We start from the raw sequence: 19386 nt of genomic DNA, 5'->3' as shown, positions 1-19386 counted from the left end.
ATTAACGGTGCTCCAAAGCCTGAACCGCAGTAATCAAGGTCAAGTTGTAAACATCATCAGGGTTACAACCACGAGACAAGTCGTTTACAGGCTGATTCAAACCTTGTAAAACAGGACCTACCGCTGCAAATCCACCCATACGTTCGGCAATTTTATAACCAATATTACCAGCTGAGATACCTGGGAAGATAAATACAGTCGCTTGACCAGCAACACTCGAACCTGGTGCTTTTAATTTACCTGTGGTAGGAACAAAGGCAGCATCAAATTGCAATTCACCGTCCAAATCCAACTCAGGACGCAATTTTTGAGCAATTTTTGTAGCTTCAACAACTTTATCTACTTTAGGACCAGCACCAGATCCTTTTGTTGAATAGCTGAGCATTGCAACTTTTGGATCAATACCAAACATTTTAGCAGTACGTGCTGAGTTGATAGCGATTTCTGCCAAGGTTTGAGCATCTGGATCAATGTTGATAGCACAGTCACCAAAAATATAACGCTCTTCACCTTTTACCATCAAGAAGGCACCTGATGTTTTCGATACACCTGGCTCTGTTTTAATGATTTGAAGAGCTGGACGAACTGTTGAAGCAGTTGAATGAATCGCACCAGATACCATACCTTCTACTACGCCCATATATACCAACATAACACCAAAGTAGTTAACATCTTTCAACAACTCATGTGCCTGCTCTTCTGATACCTTACCTTTACGGCGCTCTACCAAAGCAGCTACCATCTCATCATATCTATCATAATGAGCTGGGTCAATAATTTCAAAACCTTCTGTAATCCCTTCAATGTCAAGGTAAATCTTAATACGATCTGGGTTTCCAAGCAAGACGGGTACTACATCCGACTCATTTACCAAACGTTTTGTAGCCTGCAAGATACGTGGTTCTTCACCTTCTGGCAATACGATACGTACTTTTTTACCCTCTAGCTTTGTAGCTAATTGCTCAAAAATTTTCATGAACAAACTCCTTAAATTTATTTACTTATTAACTGATTGATAACAGCCTGAAAATCCTCAGGAAGCGGTGCTTCCAAATCAATCCTTTCGGCTGTAAAAGGATTGTCGAAGGCCAAATTATGACAATGCAAGGCTTGACGTTCTATCCCACATTCCAAACTTCCACCATACATATCATCTCCTAACAATGGAAATCCAATGTGAGAAAAATGAACACGAATCTGATGAGTCCGTCCAGTATGTAGTTGAATATCTACTAAATGAATATCTCCCCACGATTGCACAACACGATAGGAAGTATGAGCATATTTTCCATTCTTTGTCACACAACGGGTAATGATGCTATCTTCTGGACGACCGATAGGGGCAATAATATCCCCTGTCTCTTCTAGCTGCCCATTCCCCTTCACCAAAGCATAATAACGTTTATGAATAAGCTTTGCCTGCAACTGCTTATCGAGTCGTGCATGGGCATAGCCGTGCTTGGCAAACAGCATAACGCCTGATGTATCCCTATCCAGACGAGTCACAATATGAACCTGCTTATTCTCATAATTCTGCTCAATAAGATAACCTTTTACAAAATTTGCGATTGTGGATGAATGCAAGGCAGAAGGAATGGAGGCGTAGCCAACTGGCTTATTTATCGCCAGAAAATGATCATCTTCATAGACAATATCCAGCGAAAAGGAAATCGGTTTCAAACTTCCCGTTAAATCCTCCTCAGCTGGTATGTCAATTGTAACCCTATCTCCAATATCAAGCAAGTAAGTTGCATTGCGTTCGATACCATTGACCCAAATATTGCCACCAGTGTACTTGATTTTTGCCAACAAGCCCTTTGAAACACCGTGTTTTTTAAGGAAAGTCTTTATTTTCGTATGCTGGTCAGCAATGAATTCAAACCGCATTACTCCACCTCTCCAATAAAGGCGTCCTTAACCCGATTCCAAAAACTAGTATGGCTCGGTGTTGCAACAAAATGAATCTTACTATTGTCTATCTGATACTCTATACTTTCAATACTATCATAGACAAAAGTCTTATTGTCTACCGCAATCGAGTAACGGTCACTATGCTTTGGTTCAATCACAATCTTGTCTTTTTTAGGGACAACAACGGATGAACCTAAGGTGCGGTAAACACGATTGTTCAAACTTGCCACTTCTGCAATCTGCAATGCCTCGATTGTTGGATGTAAAACAGCACCACCTAATGACTTGTTATAGGCTGTTGATCCTGTCGGCGTTGAAACCGAAATTCCATCCCCTCTGAAGCGTTCGAAGGGCACATTGTTAATAATAATATCTGCGACCATGGTCTTAGAAAGACGTTTTACTGTCGCCTCATTTAAGGCACGCGCCTCGACAATGCGACCATCTGTCATCTTGACCTTAACATTTAAAATCGGATACGATACTCTAGCACCTGTATCAAGCTTAAGATTTTCAATCAACTTGTCCACTTCAAAATCGCGATAATCTGTATAAAACCCCAAATGGCCCGTGTGAATCCCTACAAAACGTACACGATCAATCAACTTTTCATATTTGTGAAAAGCAGATAAAAGCATCCCATCTCCACCGATAGAAATGACAATATCTGGATTTTTAGGAGTCAAAATAAAATTTGCTTCTTTTAACTTTGTCCATAATTCTTTGGACACCGCTTCACTCTTAGGATTTCGACTAGCGAGCAGAGCGATTTTTTTTCTACCTGTATTCTTCATCTGTATCATCACTGTTGCCCACACCGTCATTCAGTTTGCGATAGGCAGGATCAAATAAGGCCTGCGCTTCTTGAATGTCGTTGCGGATTTTTCGCATCTCCTCATCTAATTCATAGGCAATTTTTGCTGTAACTTCCAAGCGTTTCTTGATTTCTTCTGGAAAATTCCCCTTATATTTATAATTCAGAGAATGTTCAATTGTAGCCCAGAAATTCATGGAAAGGGTTCGAATCTGGATTTCTGCCAGAACCGTCTCGTTGCCATTTATAGTATCCACAGGATACTCAATCACCACATGATATGAACGGTAGCCAGAGGCTTTCATATTATTGATATAATCCCGTTCATGCACAATTTGCATATCCTTGCGTTTCCGCAAAATAGCTAATACTTCTTCAATGTCATCCACAAATTGAACCATAATCCGAAGACCGGCAATATCTTGCATATCTTGAGCAAGATTTTCCAATTTAATATGTCGCAGGGCCATTTTTTCTTTAATGGATTCAATCGGTTTTACCCGTCCTGTGACAAACTCAATTGGAGAATGCCTATTAGCCTTGCGATACTGCTTGCGAATCCCCCGCAGTTTGATTTTCAATTCACCAACTGTCTGAATATAGGGGTCTAAAAATTCTTCCCAGTTAAAGTCCATACGGCCCCTTTCTTGTCAAAACTTTTAAATTGTATTAGAATAACACAAAGACTAATCTATTATAACACATTGAAAGGGTTTACTGCATGAAAAACCACCTTGAAATTGAGTATAAAACCTTACTGACCAAATCCGAATACAAACGCCTGCTTACTGACTTTTCAGATGTGAGCCCAATTCTTCAAACAAACCACTACATTGATACCCCAGACCTAGATATGAAGAATCACCGCTTTTCACTCCGTATTCGTACATTTGAGGACTCAGCAGAACTAACCTTAAAAATTCCACAAGAAGTCGGCAATCAAGAATATAACCAAGTTCTAGACATCCAAACTGCTCATGATTTACTGGAAAATTTTCAACTACCAGCAGGACAAATTTCTGACATTATTTCTGCAACCGAAATTCCACTTGATAAACTTGCTGTCTGGGGAAGCCTCACGACAAAACGCTATGAGAAACAGACATCTATAGGCCTTATGGCCCTCGATGAAAATGATTATGTGGGACAAAAAGATTACGAATTAGAAGTCGAAGTGACCGATGCAGATGCAGGGAAAATTCTTTTTGATGAATTCCTTAAGAAGAAATCAATTCAATTCAAATATGCTAGTAGTAAGGTCGCACGAACTGCTGCCCACATGAAATAACTATAAAAAATCAGCCAATTAAGGTTGATTTTTTAGTTTCACTACTGAAAATTTTTCATTTTTTTGATAGAATAGAACTATCTATTGTAAAAAGTACTTTTATGTCATCATAAAAGCTCAGTGTGTAAAAGGAGTTACTTTAAAATGGTACAACCACTCGGTGAACATAACATTAAATTATTCTCACTCAATAGCAACCGTGATATTGCTGAAAAAATTGCTGATTCTGCTGGAATTCCTCTTGGAAAGCTGTCTTCTCGTCAGTTTTCTGATGGTGAGATTCAAATTAACATTGAAGAATCTGTACGTGGCGTAGACGTCTACATTATCCAATCAACAAGCTATCCGGTCAATAATCACTTGTGGGAATTATTGATTATGATCGATGCTTGTAAACGTGCTAGTGCCAACACCATTACAGCTGTCATCCCTTATTTCGGCTATGCTCGTCAAGACCGTACCGCTTCTCCACGCGAACCAATTACAGCGAAATTAGTTGCAAATATGCTGGTTAAAGCTGGTGTCGACCGTGTATTGACTCTTGATTTACACGCTTCACAAATTCAAGGTTTCTTTGATATTCCAGTAGACAATCTCCTTACAGAACCACTTTTTGCAGCCTACTACATGGAAAAAGGACTCTGCGGAGAAGATGTCGTCATTGTGAGTCCTAAAAATTCTGGTATCAAACGCGCGCGTAATATCGCTGAATTTCTAAATGCACCGATTGCGATTATCGACTACGCTCAAGATGATTCTGAGCGTTCTGAAGGCTATATTATCGGTGATGTTGCTGGTAAAAAAGCTATTTTGGTGGACGATATTCTCAATACTGGTCGCACTTTCTCACAAGCTTCAAAAATTGTCCAAGAAGGTGGTGCTACTGAAATTTATGCAGTTGCCAGCCACGGTCTCTTTGCAGGAACTGCAGCCCAACTCTTAGATGAAGCACCAATCAAAGAAATATTAGTTACCGATTCTGTTGCAAGCAAAGAACAGCATCCTAAAAATATCGCCTTCCTAACAGCTAGTGACTTGATTGCAGATGCCATCCACCGTATCCAAGAACATCAGCCACTCAGCCCACTTTTCAAATTTACTAGTCCTGAAAAAGAAAACTAGGAGTAACTCTTTGATTTATTTAGATAATGCAGCAACCACTGCTCTATCTCCTACTGCACTCCAACGGATGATGGAAGTGGCTCAAGAAAATTATGGAAACCCCTCCAGTATTCATCAAAGCGGTCGGAAAGCCAATCAATGTCTTAGACAAAGTCGTCAAGAGATTGCTCAGATTCTCTCCGCCTCTCCCGAACAAATTATTTTCACATCTGGAGGCTCCGAAGCTGATACTTTAGCTATTCAAGGCTATGCACTTGCGCATCAATCCAAAGGAAAACACCTGATTACTACGGCTATCGAACACCATGCTGTCCTCCATACCATGCGGTATCTAGAGGAACGGTTTGGGTTCGAGGTAACCTATATCCAACCAGTCAACCAAGTAATCACCGCTCAACAAATTCAGGATGCCCTCCGGCCAGATACTATTTTAGTCAGCGTCATGTTTGCTAACAATGAGACCGGTCAGCTACTTCCCATCAAGGAAATTGGAGAGCTCCTAGCCGATCATCAAGCCGTCTTTCATGTAGATGCTGTCCAAACAATTGGAAAAATTGCAATTTCTCCCTCTGACTACGGAATTGACTTGCTCGCGGCCTCTGCCCATAAATTCCATGGTCCAAAGGGGATGGGATTCCTGTATAGTAAAGTTCATAGATTTGATTCCTTGATCCACGGCGGAAAGCAGGAACAGCAACATCGAGCAGGTACTGAGAATCTCCCTGCTATTGCTGCTATGGCGACTGCCCTAACAGAACAATATGAGTCCTTAGATACGCATCATAAGCATGTCAGTGAACTGCGACAACATATTATCGAGGGGTTGTCTAGCTTAGACTATTATCTCAATCAGACTGGACCTCATCTCCCTCATGTCCTTAATATCGGTTTTCCTGGTAAACTTAATGAACAACTACTCATGCAACTAGATTTGGCAGGTATTGCTGTTTCTAGCGGTTCTGCATGTACGGCAGGTGTTGTCCAAAATAGCCATGTTTTAGAAGCTATGTATGGAAAAGACTCCCATCGTCTGAAAGAATCCATTCGTATCAGCCTATCTGAAATCAATACAAAAGAAGAGATAGATACTCTTATCATCGAACTAAAGAAAATACTTGGAGGTTAAAATGGCATTCCAACAATCAGTTACCTTAAAAGATTGTAATTTTACTTATCACATTAGCCCTGCTATCAAAAAATATACACTCCGTGATAACACCTTTGAACAAACCAAAGCAGGTCACTATCAGCTTACACGTCTTCTGGAAGAAATTCCAAATTCAAACCAAGGATTCCTCTTGAAAATTATTATCAATCAAGACCTAACTGGTTTTAAAATTAACATTACCGACAAGTCTGGTCTTCATCTGGTAAACATTTTTAAGCCAGAAAGTAACAAGGTTATTCAAGAAAAATTCTATTTCCTCATGGATAGCTTGATTGACCGTGACATCTTTACAAAAGAGGCTTAGTATGATTGAAATTCACTATCTTGACGCTTACAAGCAAGAACGTATCCAAACATTTGAGAATAAAGATGCAGCCATTCTGGCTTTTGCCGGTTGCTTAACCCTCCCAGACTATTATCCAGTTACCAACATTACACAAGACGGACAAGCTCTGGATTACAAAGGGACAATCGGGGATCTCTATCGCTATTTACAAACACTAGATTAGACAGTTTCCTGTTTAATCTTTTTTTAAAATCAATCTGTTGATTTTTTCACAAACTTGGACTAGAATAGAATAAAGAACTGTTTAATATATAAATAATCGATAAAGCGTATTCTATCGAAATAAAGGAGTCTAAAGTGAAAAACGATAAAAAATCTGATATTCCACGCGCTACTGCCAAACGTCTATCCCTCTATTATCGCATTTTTAAACGTTTCTATGCTGGAAATATTGAAAAAGCTAGTTCAAAAGAAATTGCCGAAGCTATCGGAATCGATTCAGCTACCGTCCGCCGAGATTTTTCCTATTTTGGAGAGCTTGGTCGTCGTGGCTTTGGCTACAATGTCAAAGAGTTGATGGATTTCTTTGCGGATATTCTAAATGATACCTCCATCACCAATGTTATGCTTGTTGGTGTTGGGAATATGGGGCGGGCCTTGCTACACTATCGCTTCCACGAACGAAATAAAATGAAAATAGTCATGGCTTTTGAAGCAGATGATAATCCAGCTGTTGGAACGACAGATGAAAATATCCCAATCCATGCAATCTCAGAGATCAAGGAACGTATCAGCGAAGCAAACTCTCAGACAGCCATTCTAACGGTACCCAGCATCAAGGCACAAGAAGTGACCGATATTCTTGTTGAAGCTGGTGTCAAGGGGATTCTGAGCTTTTCACCAGTGAACTTGTCTGTCCCAAAAGATGTCGTTGTCCAGTATGTTGATTTGACTAGTGAATTACAGACACTACTCTACTTTATGCGAAAAGGATAAGCAATGAAAAAACCAGTTATTGGTATTTCTGGAAATGAATATAAAACAGGGGATCATACAGAACCCCTGCTTTCTTATACCCAGACTTGCCTCGTACAAGCTATTGAAGATGCTGGTGGGCTCCCACTCATCCTTCCTGTTACAGAGCCAGATTTGGCAAAATATTATATTCATCTTATTGACAAACTCATCCTAACAGGAGGACAAAATGTCCAGCCAAGTTACTATCACGAAGAAAGAACTATTGACAGCGATAATTATCTACCAAAGCGTGACGAGTTTGAATTGGCCCTCATAAGGGCTGCCCAAGAAAATCAGAAACCTATCTTCGGTATCTGCCGTGGTCTACAGCTCTACAATGTAGCTCAAGGTGGTAGCCTTCATCAATCAATTTCTGAACATTGGCAAGACATAGACGGACAAGAAGTCAGTCAAACGATTCAACTGACTCAAAATAGTCCACTTTACGACATATATGAGTCCGATCCGAGTGTGAACTCATTTCACCGTCAGGCTATCAAAGACTTAGCCCCTGACTTAGAAATCATTGCACTATCAGATAATCAACAGATTATTGAAGCAGTTCATTCAGCCTACCCAACTAAATTTTTAGGGGTTCAATGGCATCCTGAACTACTCTACGGTAAACGTGAGATTGAAAAAGAACTCTTCCACTATATTGTCAATAAACTTTAAAATAACTCACTTTCTTCTCTAAAAGAATAGTAATCCTTATTTCCAACAATTAAATGATCTAATAATACCAGTCCTAGCTTTTCGCAGGACTCTTTTAAATTCTCCGTAAATAGCAAATCATTCCTACTAGGTTGTACTGAACCCGACGGGTGGTTATGAACGATGATAATCGATGTTGCCATACATTTTACTGCGTAATGCAAAATTTCACGTGGTTCTGCAATACTACGATTAACACTCCCAATAAAAATCGTTTTTTGACTGATAATCTGGTTCTGTGTATTGAGATAAAGTGCAACTAGATGCTCCTGCTTCTTATGCCCGATTTCATGAATCATCTTACGTCCCAACTTCTCACTTCCCAAAATTCTCTCATTTAAGAGTAGCTCTGATTGATTGATACGTTTTCCAAGTTCAATCATAGCCTTAATTTCAATCGCCTTGACGCGCCCAATTCCAGTCAAACTTTGCAATTCTTCAATTGATAGTTCTCTTAGAGCCGCTAAACTCTCCAAACGATTCAATAATTTATTGGAGAGAATAGAAACAGGTTCTTTTTTTGTCCCAGTTCTAATAAAAATTGCTAGTAGTTCCTGATTACTGAGACGCTCAGCTCCAACTTCTACTAAACGTTCTCTAGGTAGAATTGCCTCTTCTTTAAATTCAATTTGATACATAATTTCCTCCTCACCTATCTATTCGTAAAATCTTGCAAAAAAAGAAGCCATATAAAACCAAAGATTATCTCCCCAGTCTTATACCACTTCTTTATCCTTAATATATAGATGTTTTATTGTCCATAATCATACTGATTATAACTCTTATTGAAGGAATCTAAGATGTCTTTTGCAGTTTCATTATATGGAGTTGTTGATTCAAGAACTCCTTTTACAATGATACGTTGCGTTGCATTATAGTCCGTACATGTTACCAACGTAACTTCTGTACGTCCTTCTACATCATCAATGACATAGACACTTTCAGGCGAAACAATTTCCACACTATCAATAACGTAGGTGTAAACATTGGTCTTGTCAGTAATATAGATTTTCATGCCGTTTTTAGCACGATCAAGCGGTGAAAAGAGAACATCTGCCGCACCAGTTACACCAAAAATATGGTGGCTGGCCAACGCATAATTTCCTTTCCCCATCTCTTGGTTTTCCTTCATAGTACCAGCTCCATACATGAGCGAAGTATTGAAGACCCCTTTAAAAATAGGAAGGTTGATACCAAGCTCGGGAACCGCAATTCCACCAATTACAGGTAAGCGTTGTGCATCCCACTGAGCTGCTAAAATAGCCTCTGTAGAAATAGACTGAACCTGATCGAAATCAAATGTTGTTTCAGCCTGTTTATTCTTTTCGATATCCTCTGTCGTAACATTGCTAATCTGGTATTTATTCGTATTCCAGCCGATAATAAAATTACGGATAGAGGTGTTGAATATCAACGCTAGGGAAATCAGTATCAATACAACTGTTAAAAGATTGCGCCAAAAAGAACCTTTACGCTTCTTCTTGTTTTCACGTTTTGACATGACTATTTATTCCTTTTCTTCTTTAATTTCGGCAGCATCTACCAAGGCAAAGGTCATGATTCTCGCTTCATCATTCAAGCGCATCACTTTTACACCCATGGTTGAACGACCAGTTTGAGAGATATTGGCAACACTTGTACGAATAATAACGCCAGTATCGGTAATAACCATAATATCTTCATCACCAGATACCGTTGTCAAACCTGCCAGAGAACCATTCTTCTCAGCAACTTTAAGAGTCTTGATACCCTTACCACCACGACCTTTGGTTGGATACTCACTGGCTGGTGTACGTTTACCAAAACCTTTTTCCGTCAATACGAGTACTTCTTGGTCATCAGAAATCATAGTAGCGCCAACTAACTGGTCTCCCTCGCGTAAATTGATACCACGAACACCTGTTGCTGTACGTCCCATATTACGAACATCTGTTTCAGTGAAACGTACAGAATAACCGAACTTAGTCCCCATAATAATGTCTGCTTGACCATTTGTTAAGAAAACATTGATAAGTTCATCGTCTTCTTTCAAATTCAAAGCTTTCAGACCGCTCTGGCGAATATTGGCAAATTCTGACACACTAGTCCGTTTTACAACACCTTGGCGGGTTGCAAAGAAGAGATAGCTATCTGCCTCCTGGTCCTTAGTTACATTGATAATGGTTTGAATTGCCTCGTTTTCTTCCAATTTAAGCAAATTGACCACTGGAAGTCCCTTTGCAGTACGACCATATTCTGGGATTTCATAGCCTTTGAGACGGTAAACACGTCCCTTATTAGTGAAGAAGAGCAAGCGATCATGAGTGCTTGTAGAGACTAATTCTCGTACAAAATCATCATCCTTGACGCCAGTTCCTTGAACCCCACGTCCTCCACGCTTCTGAGCTTGAAACTCATCCTGTGCCAAACGCTTGATGTAGCCTTGGTTTGACAAGGTGATTAAAACATCCGTTTCTTCAATCAAGTCCTCATCTTCAAGGGATAGAACTTCACCAACCATCAATTCTGTACGGCGTGGGTCAGCATATTTACGTTTGACTTCTTCTAATTCGTCTTTAATAATCTGAACAACACGCTCAGGCTTAGCTAGAATATCAGCCAAATCCGCAATCAAGGCCACTAACTCATCATATTCTGATTGAATCTTGTCGCGTTCCAAACCTGTCAAACGACGGAGACGCATATCAAGAATAGCCTGACTCTGACGTTCAGAAAGGTCAAATTTCTCCATCAATTCAGCTTGAGCAATAGCATCAGTTTCTGAATTACGGATAATACGAATGACTTCATCAATATGGTCAAGAGCAATCAGCAAGCCTTCTAAGATATGAGCACGCGCCTCAGCCTTTTCTTTATCAAATCGTGTACGACGAGTGACTACTTCTTTTTGGTGTTCAATATAAGACTCTAGAATCTGACGTACAGAAAGGATTTTCGGTACACCATTTTGGATGGCCAACATGTTGAAACTAAAGTTGGTTTGAAGCTGTGTTTGCTTGAATAGGTTATTCAAAATAACGTTAGCAGAAGCATCACGACGAACTTCGATAACAAATCGTACACCCTCACGGTTGGATTCGTCTCGAACAGCAGTGATTCCTTCAATACGTTTTTCTTGGACTAATTTAACAATATGTTCTTGAACCTTGGACTTATTGACCATATATGGAAACTCTGTAACAACAATGCGTTCACGACCATTTCCATATTCTTCAATCTCTGTGCGGGAACGAAGAACTATTGAACCTTTACCAGTTTCATAAGCACGGTGAATTCCAGATTTCCCCATAACCAAGGCACCTGTCGGAAAATCTGGTCCAGGCAAGACTTCCATAATCTCACGTGTTGTTACCTCGGGATTGTCCATAACCAGCTTAACTGCCTCGATAGTCTCGCCCAAGTTGTGTGGAGGAATGTTGGTAGCCATACCAACGGCGATACCGGTCGTTCCGTTAACCAGAAGGTTAGGGAAACGAGCAGGTAAAACCTCTGGCTCACGTTCACTCGCGTCATAGTTATCCGCAAAATTTACCGTGTTCTTGTTAATATCACGAAGCATTTCAAGCGCAATCTTGCTCATGCGTGCTTCTGTATAACGCTGAGCGGCTGCTCCGTCGCCATCCATGGAACCAAAGTTTCCGTGACCATCAACTAACATGTGACGGTAGCTCCACCATTGCGCCATACGAACCATGGCTTCGTAAATCGCACTATCTCCATGCGGGTGATATTTACCCATAACATCCCCTGTGATACGGGCTGATTTTTTATGTGGTTTATCCGGTGTAATTCCTAATTCATTCATCCCATACAAAATACGGCGATGAACCGGCTTCAGACCATCACGTACATCAGGCAGAGCACGTGAAACGATAACACTCATCGCATAGTCGATGAAGGATGATTTCATCTCATTGGTCAGATTAACCGTTACTAAGTTTTTATCTTGCATTATATGCCTCTTTCAACAGTCATTGTGCTTCTATTATACCATATTGGCGAATAAATTTCTTTGTTGGAAACTAGCATGTAAACATTTTCAAACGCGCTTTCACAAGTGACAAAAAGCTTAAAACATGCTAGAATGTATTATGGTCGGGATGAAGTCATCCCCAAATAAAACTAAGGAGATGTTTAGCAATGACTGCAACTAAACAACACAAAAAAGTAATCCTTGTCGGTGACGGTGCCGTAGGTTCTGCTTATGCTTATGCTCTTGTTAACCAAGGGATTGGTCAAGAATTGGGTATCATCGATATCAACAAAGACCGTACTCAAGGTGATGCAGAAGACTTGAGCCACGCATTGGCCTTCACATTCCCTAAAAAAATCTACTCTGCTGAGTATTCAGATGCTCATGACGCAGACTTGGTTGTATTGACAGCTGGTTTGCCACAAAAACCAGGTGAAACTCGCCTTGAATTGGTAGAGAAAAACCTTCGTATCAACCAACAAATCGTTACAGAAATCGTTAACTCTGGTTTCAACGGTATCTTCCTTGTTGCTGCTAACCCTGTTGACGTGTTGACTTACTCAACTTGGAAATTCTCTGGTTTCCCTAAAGAGCGTGTTATCGGTTCTGGTACTTCTCTTGACTCAGCTCGTTTCCGTCAAGCATTGGCTGAGAAAATCGGTATCGACGCACGTTCAGTTCACGCTTACATCATGGGTGAGCACGGTGACTCAGAATTTGCAGTTTGGTCACATGCCAACGTTGCCGGTGTGAAATTGTACGACTGGTTGCAAGATAACCGCGATATTGATGAGCAAGGTCTTGTTGACTTGTTTGTATCTGTTCGTGATGCAGCCTACTCAATCATTAACAAAAAAGGCGCAACTTACTACGGTATCGGTGTTGCACTTGCACGTATCACTAAAGCAATCTTTGATGATGAAAATGCAGTACTTCCATTGTCAGTTTACCAAGCTGGCCAATACGAAGGTGTTGAAGATGTCTTCATCGGTCAACCTGCTATCATCGGTGCCCACGGTATCGTTCGTCCAGTCAATATCCCATTGAGCGAAGCTGAATTGCAAAAAATGCAAGCATCTGCTAAACAATTGAAAGACATCATCGATGATGCTTTCGCTAACCCAGAAATTGCAGCTGGTGTAAAAAACTAATTATATAAAATAGTAAAAAAGGTGAGCAATAGCTCGCCTTTTTTACCTTCTAATATCATAACGTAACATAGCAATTCCATCTGTGACAGTGGACTCTACCAAGAGCAATTTCTTTTCTTCCAAAAGTGAGGCGAAAAGTGGAATACCGTCACCCAAAATAGTAGGAATAATCCCAATAATAAGGTGATCAATCACTCCCGCCTCTAAACAGTCCTGAAGCAGACTTGCTCCACCAAACAACCAAATATCTCCACCTTCTCTAAAACGAAGTTCCATAATCTCCCCGATGATATCCCTTACGAAACGCACATTACCATAGTCCGTCTGCTCGGTATGACTCGCAACGATAAATTGCTTTTCCTGATATCCTTCAATCATTTCCAACGGACAATCTTCTAATGATTTTCTCCCCATCACAACTGTATCACAGTTGTTAAAGAATTTTTGATTATCAAACTGTAAGACTGTATCATATTTATCGGTACCATGTCCTTCAATCCAATCGTAGCTCCCATCCTTACGTGCAATAAATCCATCTGAACTCATTGCAATATTTAACACCAATCGTCTCACAATTAACCTCATTTCATACCTTAGTGACAAACTATTATACCAGTCATTCTCCCTATTCTCAACCAAAAGTCCCTCTAACTCCTCTTCCTTTGAATAGGACAATTATTCATTTCCTGTACAGCAAAGAACATGATAAAAAGGTACACTGGACCTTAAAAAAATTGAAGAAGTTTGCGAAAGATAGCAAGTTATTAAACTCTTATAAACATTGATATTTCGGCGTTTCTGAGAGTTTTTAATTTTCAACATAAAGAAAAAAGATTGAAGAAAATGAACCGCACCCCAAAAGTTAGACAGAAAAAATCTAACATTTGGGGTGCTATTTTCATGAAATTGAGCTATGAAGACAAAATCGAAATCTATGAACTACGCCAAAGTGGTCAGTCTATCAAGAACTTGTCAAACCAATTTACTATTTCAGAATCTGTTATCCAATATATGCTTCGACTGATCGATAGGTATGGAATAAACATTGTCAAGAAAGGTAAGAACACTTATTATCCTCCAGAACTCAAGCAGGAAATGATTGATAAAGTACTTCTTCAGAAGCAGTCGAGTCTGTCAGTCTCACTTGATTATGCCTTGCCAAACCGAGGAACACTCCCAAACTGGATAGCACAATACAAGAAAAACGGGTATACTATTCTTGAGAAAACAAGAGGGAGGCCACCAAAGATGGGGCGTAAACCAAAGAAAACCTGGGAAGAGATGACGGAGTTAGAGCGACTTCAGGAGGAAAATGAACGGCTTAGAACGGAGAATGCCTATCTAAAAAAGTTGAGAGCGCTTCGTTTAAGGGACGAAGCCAGAGAACAAGAAAGGCTCAGACAGTTAGAGAGATGGTCGCAGAAGGATTCCGACTAAATCTACTGCTGACGATTGCTCAATTAGTTCCTTCTACCTATCATTATCAAGTCAAACAACTGGACAAACCAGATAAAGATAAGGACTTAAAAGCTGAAATTCAAGCCATTTATGATGAACATAAGGGAAACTATGGCTACCGTCGCATTCACCTTGAGCTAAGAAATCGTGGATTTTCTGTCAACCACAAGAAAGTACAAGGGCTGATGAAAGAGTTAGGTTTGACTGCTCGTATTCGTAGACGCAAGAGATACAAGTCTTACAAGGGTGATGTGGGCAAGAAAGCTCCTAATCTCATTGAGAGAGCCTTTGAAGGGTCTAAGCCTTTTGAGAAGTGCTATACAGATGTGACGGAGTTCGCTCTACCAAATTGTGCTGAAAAACTCTATCTTTCTCCTGTTCTCGATGGCTATAATAGTGAAATTATTGATTTTACCTTATCCCGCTCTCCAAACCTCATACAAGTCAAGACCATGCTTGAGAAGGTCTTCCCTGAGGAAACTTACCCAAATACCATTCTCCATAGTGACCAAGGTTGGCAATACCAACATGAAGTCTATCACCGTTTTCTTGCAAGTAAAGGCATACGTCCTTCCATGTCTCGCAAGGGAACCAGCACAGATAATGGCATGATGGAATCCTTCTTTGGTGTCTTGAAAACAGAAATGTTTTACGGATTTGAGAAAAATTTCAAGTCTCTGGATCAACTGGAGCAAGCCATCACCGAGTATATTTTTTACTACAACAATAAACGCATTAAAGCAAAACTAAAAGGACTTAGTCCTGTTCAGTATAGAACTAAATCCTTTCAATAATATTTTTTATCTAACTTTTTGGGGTCAGTACAAAATTATCCAAAATGGACTTTTTCTTCAATCTGAAAGGTTCGCTGGACCTTATTCGCTTTCGTATTTTCAAGCTCATGATAAAAAGGTCCACTGGACCTTTTTATTTAGATTTGATATAGTTGATACCGTCTGCTTTAGGAGCGACTGCTTTACCAAAGAAAGCAGACAGAGCAATAACAGTAATCAAATATGGTGCAATTTGAAGATAAACCGTTGGAATATCTTTCAATCCTGGTAATTGTCCACCCACTACTGCCAAACTTTGCGAAAGACCGAAGAATAGACTGGCGAGCATAGCGCCAATTGGATTCCACTTACCGAAAATTACAGCTGCTAGAGCGATGAAACCTGAACCTACGATTGTTGTTGCAGAGAAGTTGATATTCACTGATTGAGCACTTACAGCTCCACCAACACCACCAAGGAAACCAGCAATCAACACACCTGCATAACGCATAGCGTAGACATTGATTCCCAAAGTATCCGCTGCCTGCGGATGTTCACCTACTGAACGAAGGCGCAAACCGAACTTGGTTTTATAAAGGATGAACCAAGCAAGAAATGCTGTTGCAATAGCTACATAACCCATCAAGCTTGTATTTTTGAAGAAAATTTCACCAATGATTGGAATATCTGCCAAGATAGGGAATGAAAATTTACCAAATGATTCAGTAATACTATCAGTTTGACCCTTATTATAGATAACCTTGACTAGGAAAACTCCCAATGCTGGAGCCAAAAGGTTCAACACCGTACCTGATACAACGTGGTCTGCACGGAAATTAATCGTCGCCATCGCATGAATAGCTGCAAAGACAACACCAGCAAGACCTCCTACAATAACAGCTAATAATGGAGTAGCATTACCAAATGTCCCTGCAAATTCGATATTGAAAACAACACCAGCAAAGGCACCGATAACCATGATTCCTTCTAGACCAACGTTTACAATACCACCGCGTTCAGAGAAAACTCCTCCAAGACTGGTAAAGATTAAGGGTGCTGAATAAATCAACATTTGCGAAATGAGTAAGGCAAGAATTGAAACATTCATCTTATTTCGCTCCTTTCGCTTTATTTCTAGATTTTAATAATTGTTCAAAAATAAATTTCACACCGATAAAGAAAATGATTGATGCCGTAACAACGTTGATCAATTCAGGTGGAATCTGTGCACGTACCATACCTGGGGCACCGACAGAAAGAACACCGAATAGAAAGGCAGCCAATGGAATACCTAACGGTGAATTAGAAGCTAAAAGCGCTACTGACATACCATTAAAACCAATATCCAAGTTACCGCTTTGGATATAAACGTTTTGGAAAGTACCCAAACCTTGGATAGCTCCCCCAAGACCCGCAAGAGCACCTGAAATAACCATAGATAGAATAATCGTACGTTTCGCAGACATACCCGCATAATCCGATGCTGTTGGGTTAAGCCCCACTGAGCGAATCTCAAAACCAAGAGTCGTTTTGGTCAATAGGAACCAAATCACAAAAACTGCAATAATGGCAAAGAAAATACCAATATTCATACGTGAGTTATCTGTCAATGCACGGAGCCACTCTGTTTGGTAAGAGGCATTTGCTGACACGTTAACTGTCGAGTCTGTATTCTTCATCAAACTATCTGCAAATACATCACGAATGATATAGTTACATGAATAGAGTAAGATGTAGTTCATCATAATCGTAACGATAACTTCACTTGTTCCCAAATAGGCACGTAGAATACCTGGAATAGCTCCAGCAATACCGCCTGCCAACATAGCAATCAAGACTGTTCCCAAAATCAAAACTGGACGTGGTAAGTCAGGATTTGCCAAGGCAAACCATCCAGCAAAAACCCAACCAACATAGGCCTGACCAGACAAACCAACGTTGAAGAAACCTGCACGACTAGCTACTGCGAAACCGAGAGCAGTGAAAACAAGTGGTGCCATTGCACGGAAAATTTCACCAATTGATTTGATATTACCAAAAGCTGAATAGAATAACTCTTCATACCCCCAAATTGGATCGTAGCCAAAAACAAGCATGACAATCGCTCCAAGTAGGATACCACTGACCACAGCCATTAATGGAAGGGCCAAATTCTTATATTTATTAAGCATGTTCTTCTCCCTTCTCAATATGTCCACCTGCCATCAAGACACCTAACTCTTGTTTATTGGTCTTAGCAGGTTCAACAATACCATGGATGACACCATCATGGATAACAGCAATTCTATCTGATACATCCAAAATTTCATCCAATTCGAAGCTGACAACAAGAACAGCCTTACCCTTATCACGTTCTGCAATGAGACGCTTACGAATATACTCAATAGCACCAACGTCCAAACCGCGTGTTGGTTGGCTAACAATGAAAAGGTCTGGGTTGCGATCGATTTCACGCGCGATGATAGCTTTTTGCTGGTTACCGCCTGAAAGAGCCTTGATTGGGACGAGTTCACTCGCCCCACGAACGTCAAATTCTTCCATTAACGCGCGTGCTTTTTCATTAATGATATTATAGTTCAAGATACCATTTTTTGAAATCGGTTCTTTATAGTAAGTTTGAAGCGCAAAGTTCTCCGCAACAGTCATCGGAAGAACGAGTCCATCACGATGACGATCTTCGGGAACGTGGCTCACTTGCATTTCTGTAATTTTACGTGGAGTTTTACCAACTACTTCCTCACCTTTGATAGTGATTGAGCCAGATTTTACCTTACGTAAACCAGTGATTGCCTGAATCAACTCACTTTGACCGTTTCCGTCGATACCGGCAATACCAACAACCTCACCTGCTCGAACATCAAGCGACAAGCCCTTAACTGCTGGAATACCACGGTTTTCATTGACAACCAAATCCTTAATTGACAAAATAACTTCTTTAGGGCTCGCTTCAACTTTCTCTGTTTTAAAGGAAACGGAACGTCCAACCATCCACTCAGCCAAATCTTGGTTTGTTGCTCCTTCAACGGCAACTGTTTCGATTGATTTACCTCGACGAATAACTGTTACACTATCGGCAACTGCACGAATTTCATCCAATTTGTGCGTAATCAAAATAATAGATTTACCTTCTTCAACCAAGGCTTTCATAATTTTCAAGAGCTCTGCAATTTCCGCAGGGGTCAATACAGCTGTCGGCTCATCAAAAATTAAAAGGTCTGCTCCACGGTAAAGTGTTTTAAGGATTTCTACACGTTGCTGTGCACCCACAGAAATATCTGCAACCTTTGCAGTTGGATCAACTTCAAGACCATACTTAGCAGAAAGTTCTTTAATTTCTGCGATAGCTTTTTTAAGGTCAATCACGCCACCTTTGGTGGTTTCAGAACCAAGAATGATGTTCTCAGCAACTGTGAAAGCATCAACCAACATAAAGTGTTGATGCACCATACCAATCCCCAATTGGGCTGCTTTGGATGGAGAGTCAATCTTCACGGATTGACCGTTGATAACAATTTCACCGCTTGTAGGTTCCAACAAGCCAGCAAGCATGTTCATCAGAGTAGATTTACCCGCACCATTCTCACCAAGAAGGGCATGGATTTCACCACGTCTGACATTCAAATTGATGTGGTCATTCGCTACAAATTCACCAAATATCTTAGTGATATTGCGCATTTCAATGACATAATCCTTCGTCATAATCTATTATCC

The 19386-nt window shown here is 40.3% G+C and carries 20 protein-coding genes; 9 read left to right on the top strand and 11 right to left on the bottom strand.

The window, feature by feature from the left end:
* Nucleotide 1: 1 nt before the first annotated feature.
* From pta to SST111_RS07615, 4 genes are read right to left on the bottom strand one after another with little or no spacing between them, the layout of a single operon-like run.
* The gene (pta, locus tag SST111_RS07630; RefSeq protein WP_002935239.1) at nucleotides 2-976 is read right to left on the bottom strand and encodes a phosphate acetyltransferase; all 975 of its coding nucleotides are present in this window, start codon (nucleotides 974-976) and stop codon (nucleotides 2-4) included.
* A 17-nt stretch (nucleotides 977-993) separates the two neighbouring features.
* Entirely contained in the window at nucleotides 994-1887 is an 894-nt protein-coding gene (locus SST111_RS07625) for an RluA family pseudouridine synthase (protein ID WP_024409673.1), read from the bottom strand.
* Nucleotides 1887-2705, bottom strand: a complete 819-nt coding sequence (locus tag SST111_RS07620) for an NAD kinase (protein ID WP_002935241.1) — start codon at nucleotides 2703-2705, stop codon at nucleotides 1887-1889. Before SST111_RS07620 ends, SST111_RS07625 begins: the two co-directional genes overlap by 1 nt.
* Nucleotides 2689-3360: a GTP pyrophosphokinase gene (locus SST111_RS07615; RefSeq protein WP_002935242.1), complete on the bottom strand. Its 672-nt coding sequence runs from the start codon at nucleotides 3358-3360 to the stop codon at nucleotides 2689-2691. The genes SST111_RS07620 and SST111_RS07615 overlap by 17 nt, the downstream gene beginning before the upstream one ends.
* 86 nt (nucleotides 3361-3446) lie before the next feature.
* Here SST111_RS07615 and SST111_RS07610 point away from each other — a divergent pair, with 86 nt between their 5' ends.
* The 7 genes from SST111_RS07610 to SST111_RS07580 all read left to right on the top strand — a co-directional run bounded on the left by SST111_RS07610 (nucleotide 3447) and on the right by SST111_RS07580 (nucleotide 8281).
* Entirely contained in the window at nucleotides 3447-4013 is a 567-nt protein-coding gene (locus SST111_RS07610) for a CYTH domain-containing protein (protein WP_015646779.1), read from the top strand.
* Between the two features lie 144 nt (nucleotides 4014-4157).
* Nucleotides 4158-5135, top strand: a complete 978-nt coding sequence (locus SST111_RS07605) for a ribose-phosphate diphosphokinase (protein ID WP_012775438.1) — start codon at nucleotides 4158-4160, stop codon at nucleotides 5133-5135.
* A 10-nt stretch (nucleotides 5136-5145) separates the two neighbouring features.
* On the top strand, nucleotides 5146-6261 hold the full coding sequence (locus SST111_RS07600) for a cysteine desulfurase family protein (RefSeq protein WP_099810527.1): 1116 nt from the start codon (nucleotides 5146-5148) through the stop codon (nucleotides 6259-6261).
* A 1-nt stretch (nucleotide 6262) separates the two neighbouring features.
* Complete coding sequence (locus SST111_RS07595) at nucleotides 6263-6607, top strand: DUF1831 domain-containing protein (RefSeq protein WP_002940732.1); 345 nt, start codon at nucleotides 6263-6265, stop codon at nucleotides 6605-6607.
* Nucleotide 6608: 1 nt separating this feature from the next.
* On the top strand, nucleotides 6609-6812 hold the full coding sequence (locus SST111_RS07590; protein ID WP_029173642.1) for a DUF4649 family protein: 204 nt from the start codon (nucleotides 6609-6611) through the stop codon (nucleotides 6810-6812).
* Between the two features lie 134 nt (nucleotides 6813-6946).
* Nucleotides 6947-7585, top strand: a complete 639-nt coding sequence (locus tag SST111_RS07585) for a redox-sensing transcriptional repressor Rex (protein ID WP_044670317.1) — start codon at nucleotides 6947-6949, stop codon at nucleotides 7583-7585.
* Nucleotides 7586-7588: 3 nt separating this feature from the next.
* Nucleotides 7589-8281: a gamma-glutamyl-gamma-aminobutyrate hydrolase family protein gene (locus SST111_RS07580; protein WP_099810526.1), complete on the top strand. Its 693-nt coding sequence runs from the start codon at nucleotides 7589-7591 to the stop codon at nucleotides 8279-8281.
* Here the strand turns inward: SST111_RS07580 and radC are convergent.
* The 3 genes from radC to gyrA form a co-directional block, all read right to left on the bottom strand.
* Nucleotides 8278-8958, bottom strand: coding sequence for a RadC family protein (gene radC, locus SST111_RS07575; RefSeq protein ID WP_002935253.1), 681 nt, complete (start codon nucleotides 8956-8958; stop codon nucleotides 8278-8280). The genes SST111_RS07580 and radC overlap by 4 nt on opposite strands.
* A 113-nt stretch (nucleotides 8959-9071) precedes the next feature.
* Nucleotides 9072-9821 (bottom strand): class A sortase, encoded by a 750-nt coding sequence (locus SST111_RS07570; RefSeq protein WP_002940809.1) that lies wholly within the window; start codon nucleotides 9819-9821, stop codon nucleotides 9072-9074.
* 6 nt (nucleotides 9822-9827) lie between these two features.
* Nucleotides 9828-12272: a DNA gyrase subunit A gene (gene gyrA, locus SST111_RS07565; protein ID WP_099810525.1), complete on the bottom strand. Its 2445-nt coding sequence runs from the start codon at nucleotides 12270-12272 to the stop codon at nucleotides 9828-9830.
* A 188-nt stretch (nucleotides 12273-12460) separates the two neighbouring features.
* Between gyrA and SST111_RS07560 the strand changes: the two genes are divergently transcribed.
* Entirely contained in the window at nucleotides 12461-13444 is a 984-nt protein-coding gene (locus SST111_RS07560) for an L-lactate dehydrogenase (RefSeq protein WP_002940816.1), read from the top strand.
* A 42-nt stretch (nucleotides 13445-13486) separates the two neighbouring features.
* Here SST111_RS07560 and SST111_RS07555 read toward each other — a convergent pair whose 3' ends face one another.
* Nucleotides 13487-14017, bottom strand: a complete 531-nt coding sequence (locus SST111_RS07555; protein WP_099810539.1) for a dihydrofolate reductase family protein — start codon at nucleotides 14015-14017, stop codon at nucleotides 13487-13489.
* A gap of 327 nt (nucleotides 14018-14344) precedes the next feature.
* On the opposite strand from SST111_RS07555, the gene SST111_RS07550 reads away from it, so the two are divergent.
* Nucleotides 14345-15696, top strand: a protein-coding gene (locus SST111_RS07550; protein WP_099810538.1) for an IS3 family transposase whose coding sequence is annotated in 2 segments (ribosomal slippage) — nucleotides 14345-14801 and nucleotides 14801-15696 — 1353 coding nt in all. Because the reading frame shifts where the segments join, the coding sequence is not laid out codon by codon here.
* A gap of 133 nt (nucleotides 15697-15829) precedes the next feature.
* Here SST111_RS07550 and SST111_RS07545 read toward each other — a convergent pair.
* Genes SST111_RS07545 through SST111_RS07535 form a run of 3 tightly spaced genes read right to left on the bottom strand, consistent with a single transcriptional unit; the run spans nucleotide 15830 to nucleotide 19374 of the window.
* Nucleotides 15830-16783, bottom strand: a complete 954-nt coding sequence (locus SST111_RS07545) for an ABC transporter permease (RefSeq protein WP_012775589.1) — start codon at nucleotides 16781-16783, stop codon at nucleotides 15830-15832.
* Nucleotide 16784: 1 nt separating this feature from the next.
* The gene (locus tag SST111_RS07540; RefSeq protein ID WP_024379615.1) at nucleotides 16785-17846 is read right to left on the bottom strand and encodes an ABC transporter permease; all 1062 of its coding nucleotides are present in this window, start codon (nucleotides 17844-17846) and stop codon (nucleotides 16785-16787) included.
* The gene (locus tag SST111_RS07535) at nucleotides 17839-19374 is read right to left on the bottom strand and encodes an ABC transporter ATP-binding protein (protein ID WP_002935272.1); all 1536 of its coding nucleotides are present in this window, start codon (nucleotides 19372-19374) and stop codon (nucleotides 17839-17841) included. Before SST111_RS07535 ends, SST111_RS07540 begins: the two co-directional genes overlap by 8 nt.
* Between the last annotated feature and the right edge of the window lie 12 nt (nucleotides 19375-19386).

This window comes from Streptococcus suis YS161, from assembly GCF_002760245.1.
GTDB classification, from domain to species: Bacteria; Bacillota; Bacilli; order Lactobacillales; family Streptococcaceae; genus Streptococcus; species Streptococcus suis_I.
Note: the sequence above shows the minus strand (reverse complement) of the source record. Positions and strands in the feature narration are given on the sequence as shown.

Excerpts from the sequence above, each read along its gene's own strand:
- SST111_RS07615 (WP_002935242.1), bottom strand. The coding sequence starts at position 3,360 with ATGGACTTTAACTGGGAAGAATTTTTAGACCCCTATATTCAGACAGTT.
- pta (WP_002935239.1), bottom strand. The coding sequence starts at position 976 with ATGAAAATTTTTGAGCAATTAGCTACAAAGCTAGAGGGTAAAAAAGTA.
- radC (WP_002935253.1), bottom strand. The coding sequence starts at position 8,958 with ATGTATCAAATTGAATTTAAAGAAGAGGCAATTCTACCTAGAGAACGT.
- SST111_RS07540 (WP_024379615.1), bottom strand. The coding sequence starts at position 17,846 with ATGCTTAATAAATATAAGAATTTGGCCCTTCCATTAATGGCTGTGGTC.
- SST111_RS07570 (WP_002940809.1), bottom strand. The coding sequence starts at position 9,821 with ATGTCAAAACGTGAAAACAAGAAGAAGCGTAAAGGTTCTTTTTGGCGC.
- SST111_RS07590 (WP_029173642.1), top strand. The coding sequence starts at position 6,609 with ATGATTGAAATTCACTATCTTGACGCTTACAAGCAAGAACGTATCCAA.
- SST111_RS07595 (WP_002940732.1), top strand. The coding sequence starts at position 6,263 with ATGGCATTCCAACAATCAGTTACCTTAAAAGATTGTAATTTTACTTAT.
- SST111_RS07545 (WP_012775589.1), bottom strand. The coding sequence starts at position 16,783 with ATGAATGTTTCAATTCTTGCCTTACTCATTTCGCAAATGTTGATTTAT.
- SST111_RS07580 (WP_099810526.1), top strand. The coding sequence starts at position 7,589 with ATGAAAAAACCAGTTATTGGTATTTCTGGAAATGAATATAAAACAGGG.
- SST111_RS07535 (WP_002935272.1), bottom strand. The coding sequence starts at position 19,374 with ATGACGAAGGATTATGTCATTGAAATGCGCAATATCACTAAGATATTT.
- SST111_RS07610 (WP_015646779.1), top strand. The coding sequence starts at position 3,447 with ATGAAAAACCACCTTGAAATTGAGTATAAAACCTTACTGACCAAATCC.
- SST111_RS07620 (WP_002935241.1), bottom strand. The coding sequence starts at position 2,705 with ATGAAGAATACAGGTAGAAAAAAAATCGCTCTGCTCGCTAGTCGAAAT.
- SST111_RS07605 (WP_012775438.1), top strand. The coding sequence starts at position 4,158 with ATGGTACAACCACTCGGTGAACATAACATTAAATTATTCTCACTCAAT.
- SST111_RS07625 (WP_024409673.1), bottom strand. The coding sequence starts at position 1,887 with ATGCGGTTTGAATTCATTGCTGACCAGCATACGAAAATAAAGACTTTC.
- gyrA (WP_099810525.1), bottom strand. The coding sequence starts at position 12,272 with ATGCAAGATAAAAACTTAGTAACGGTTAATCTGACCAATGAGATGAAA.
- SST111_RS07560 (WP_002940816.1), top strand. The coding sequence starts at position 12,461 with ATGACTGCAACTAAACAACACAAAAAAGTAATCCTTGTCGGTGACGGT.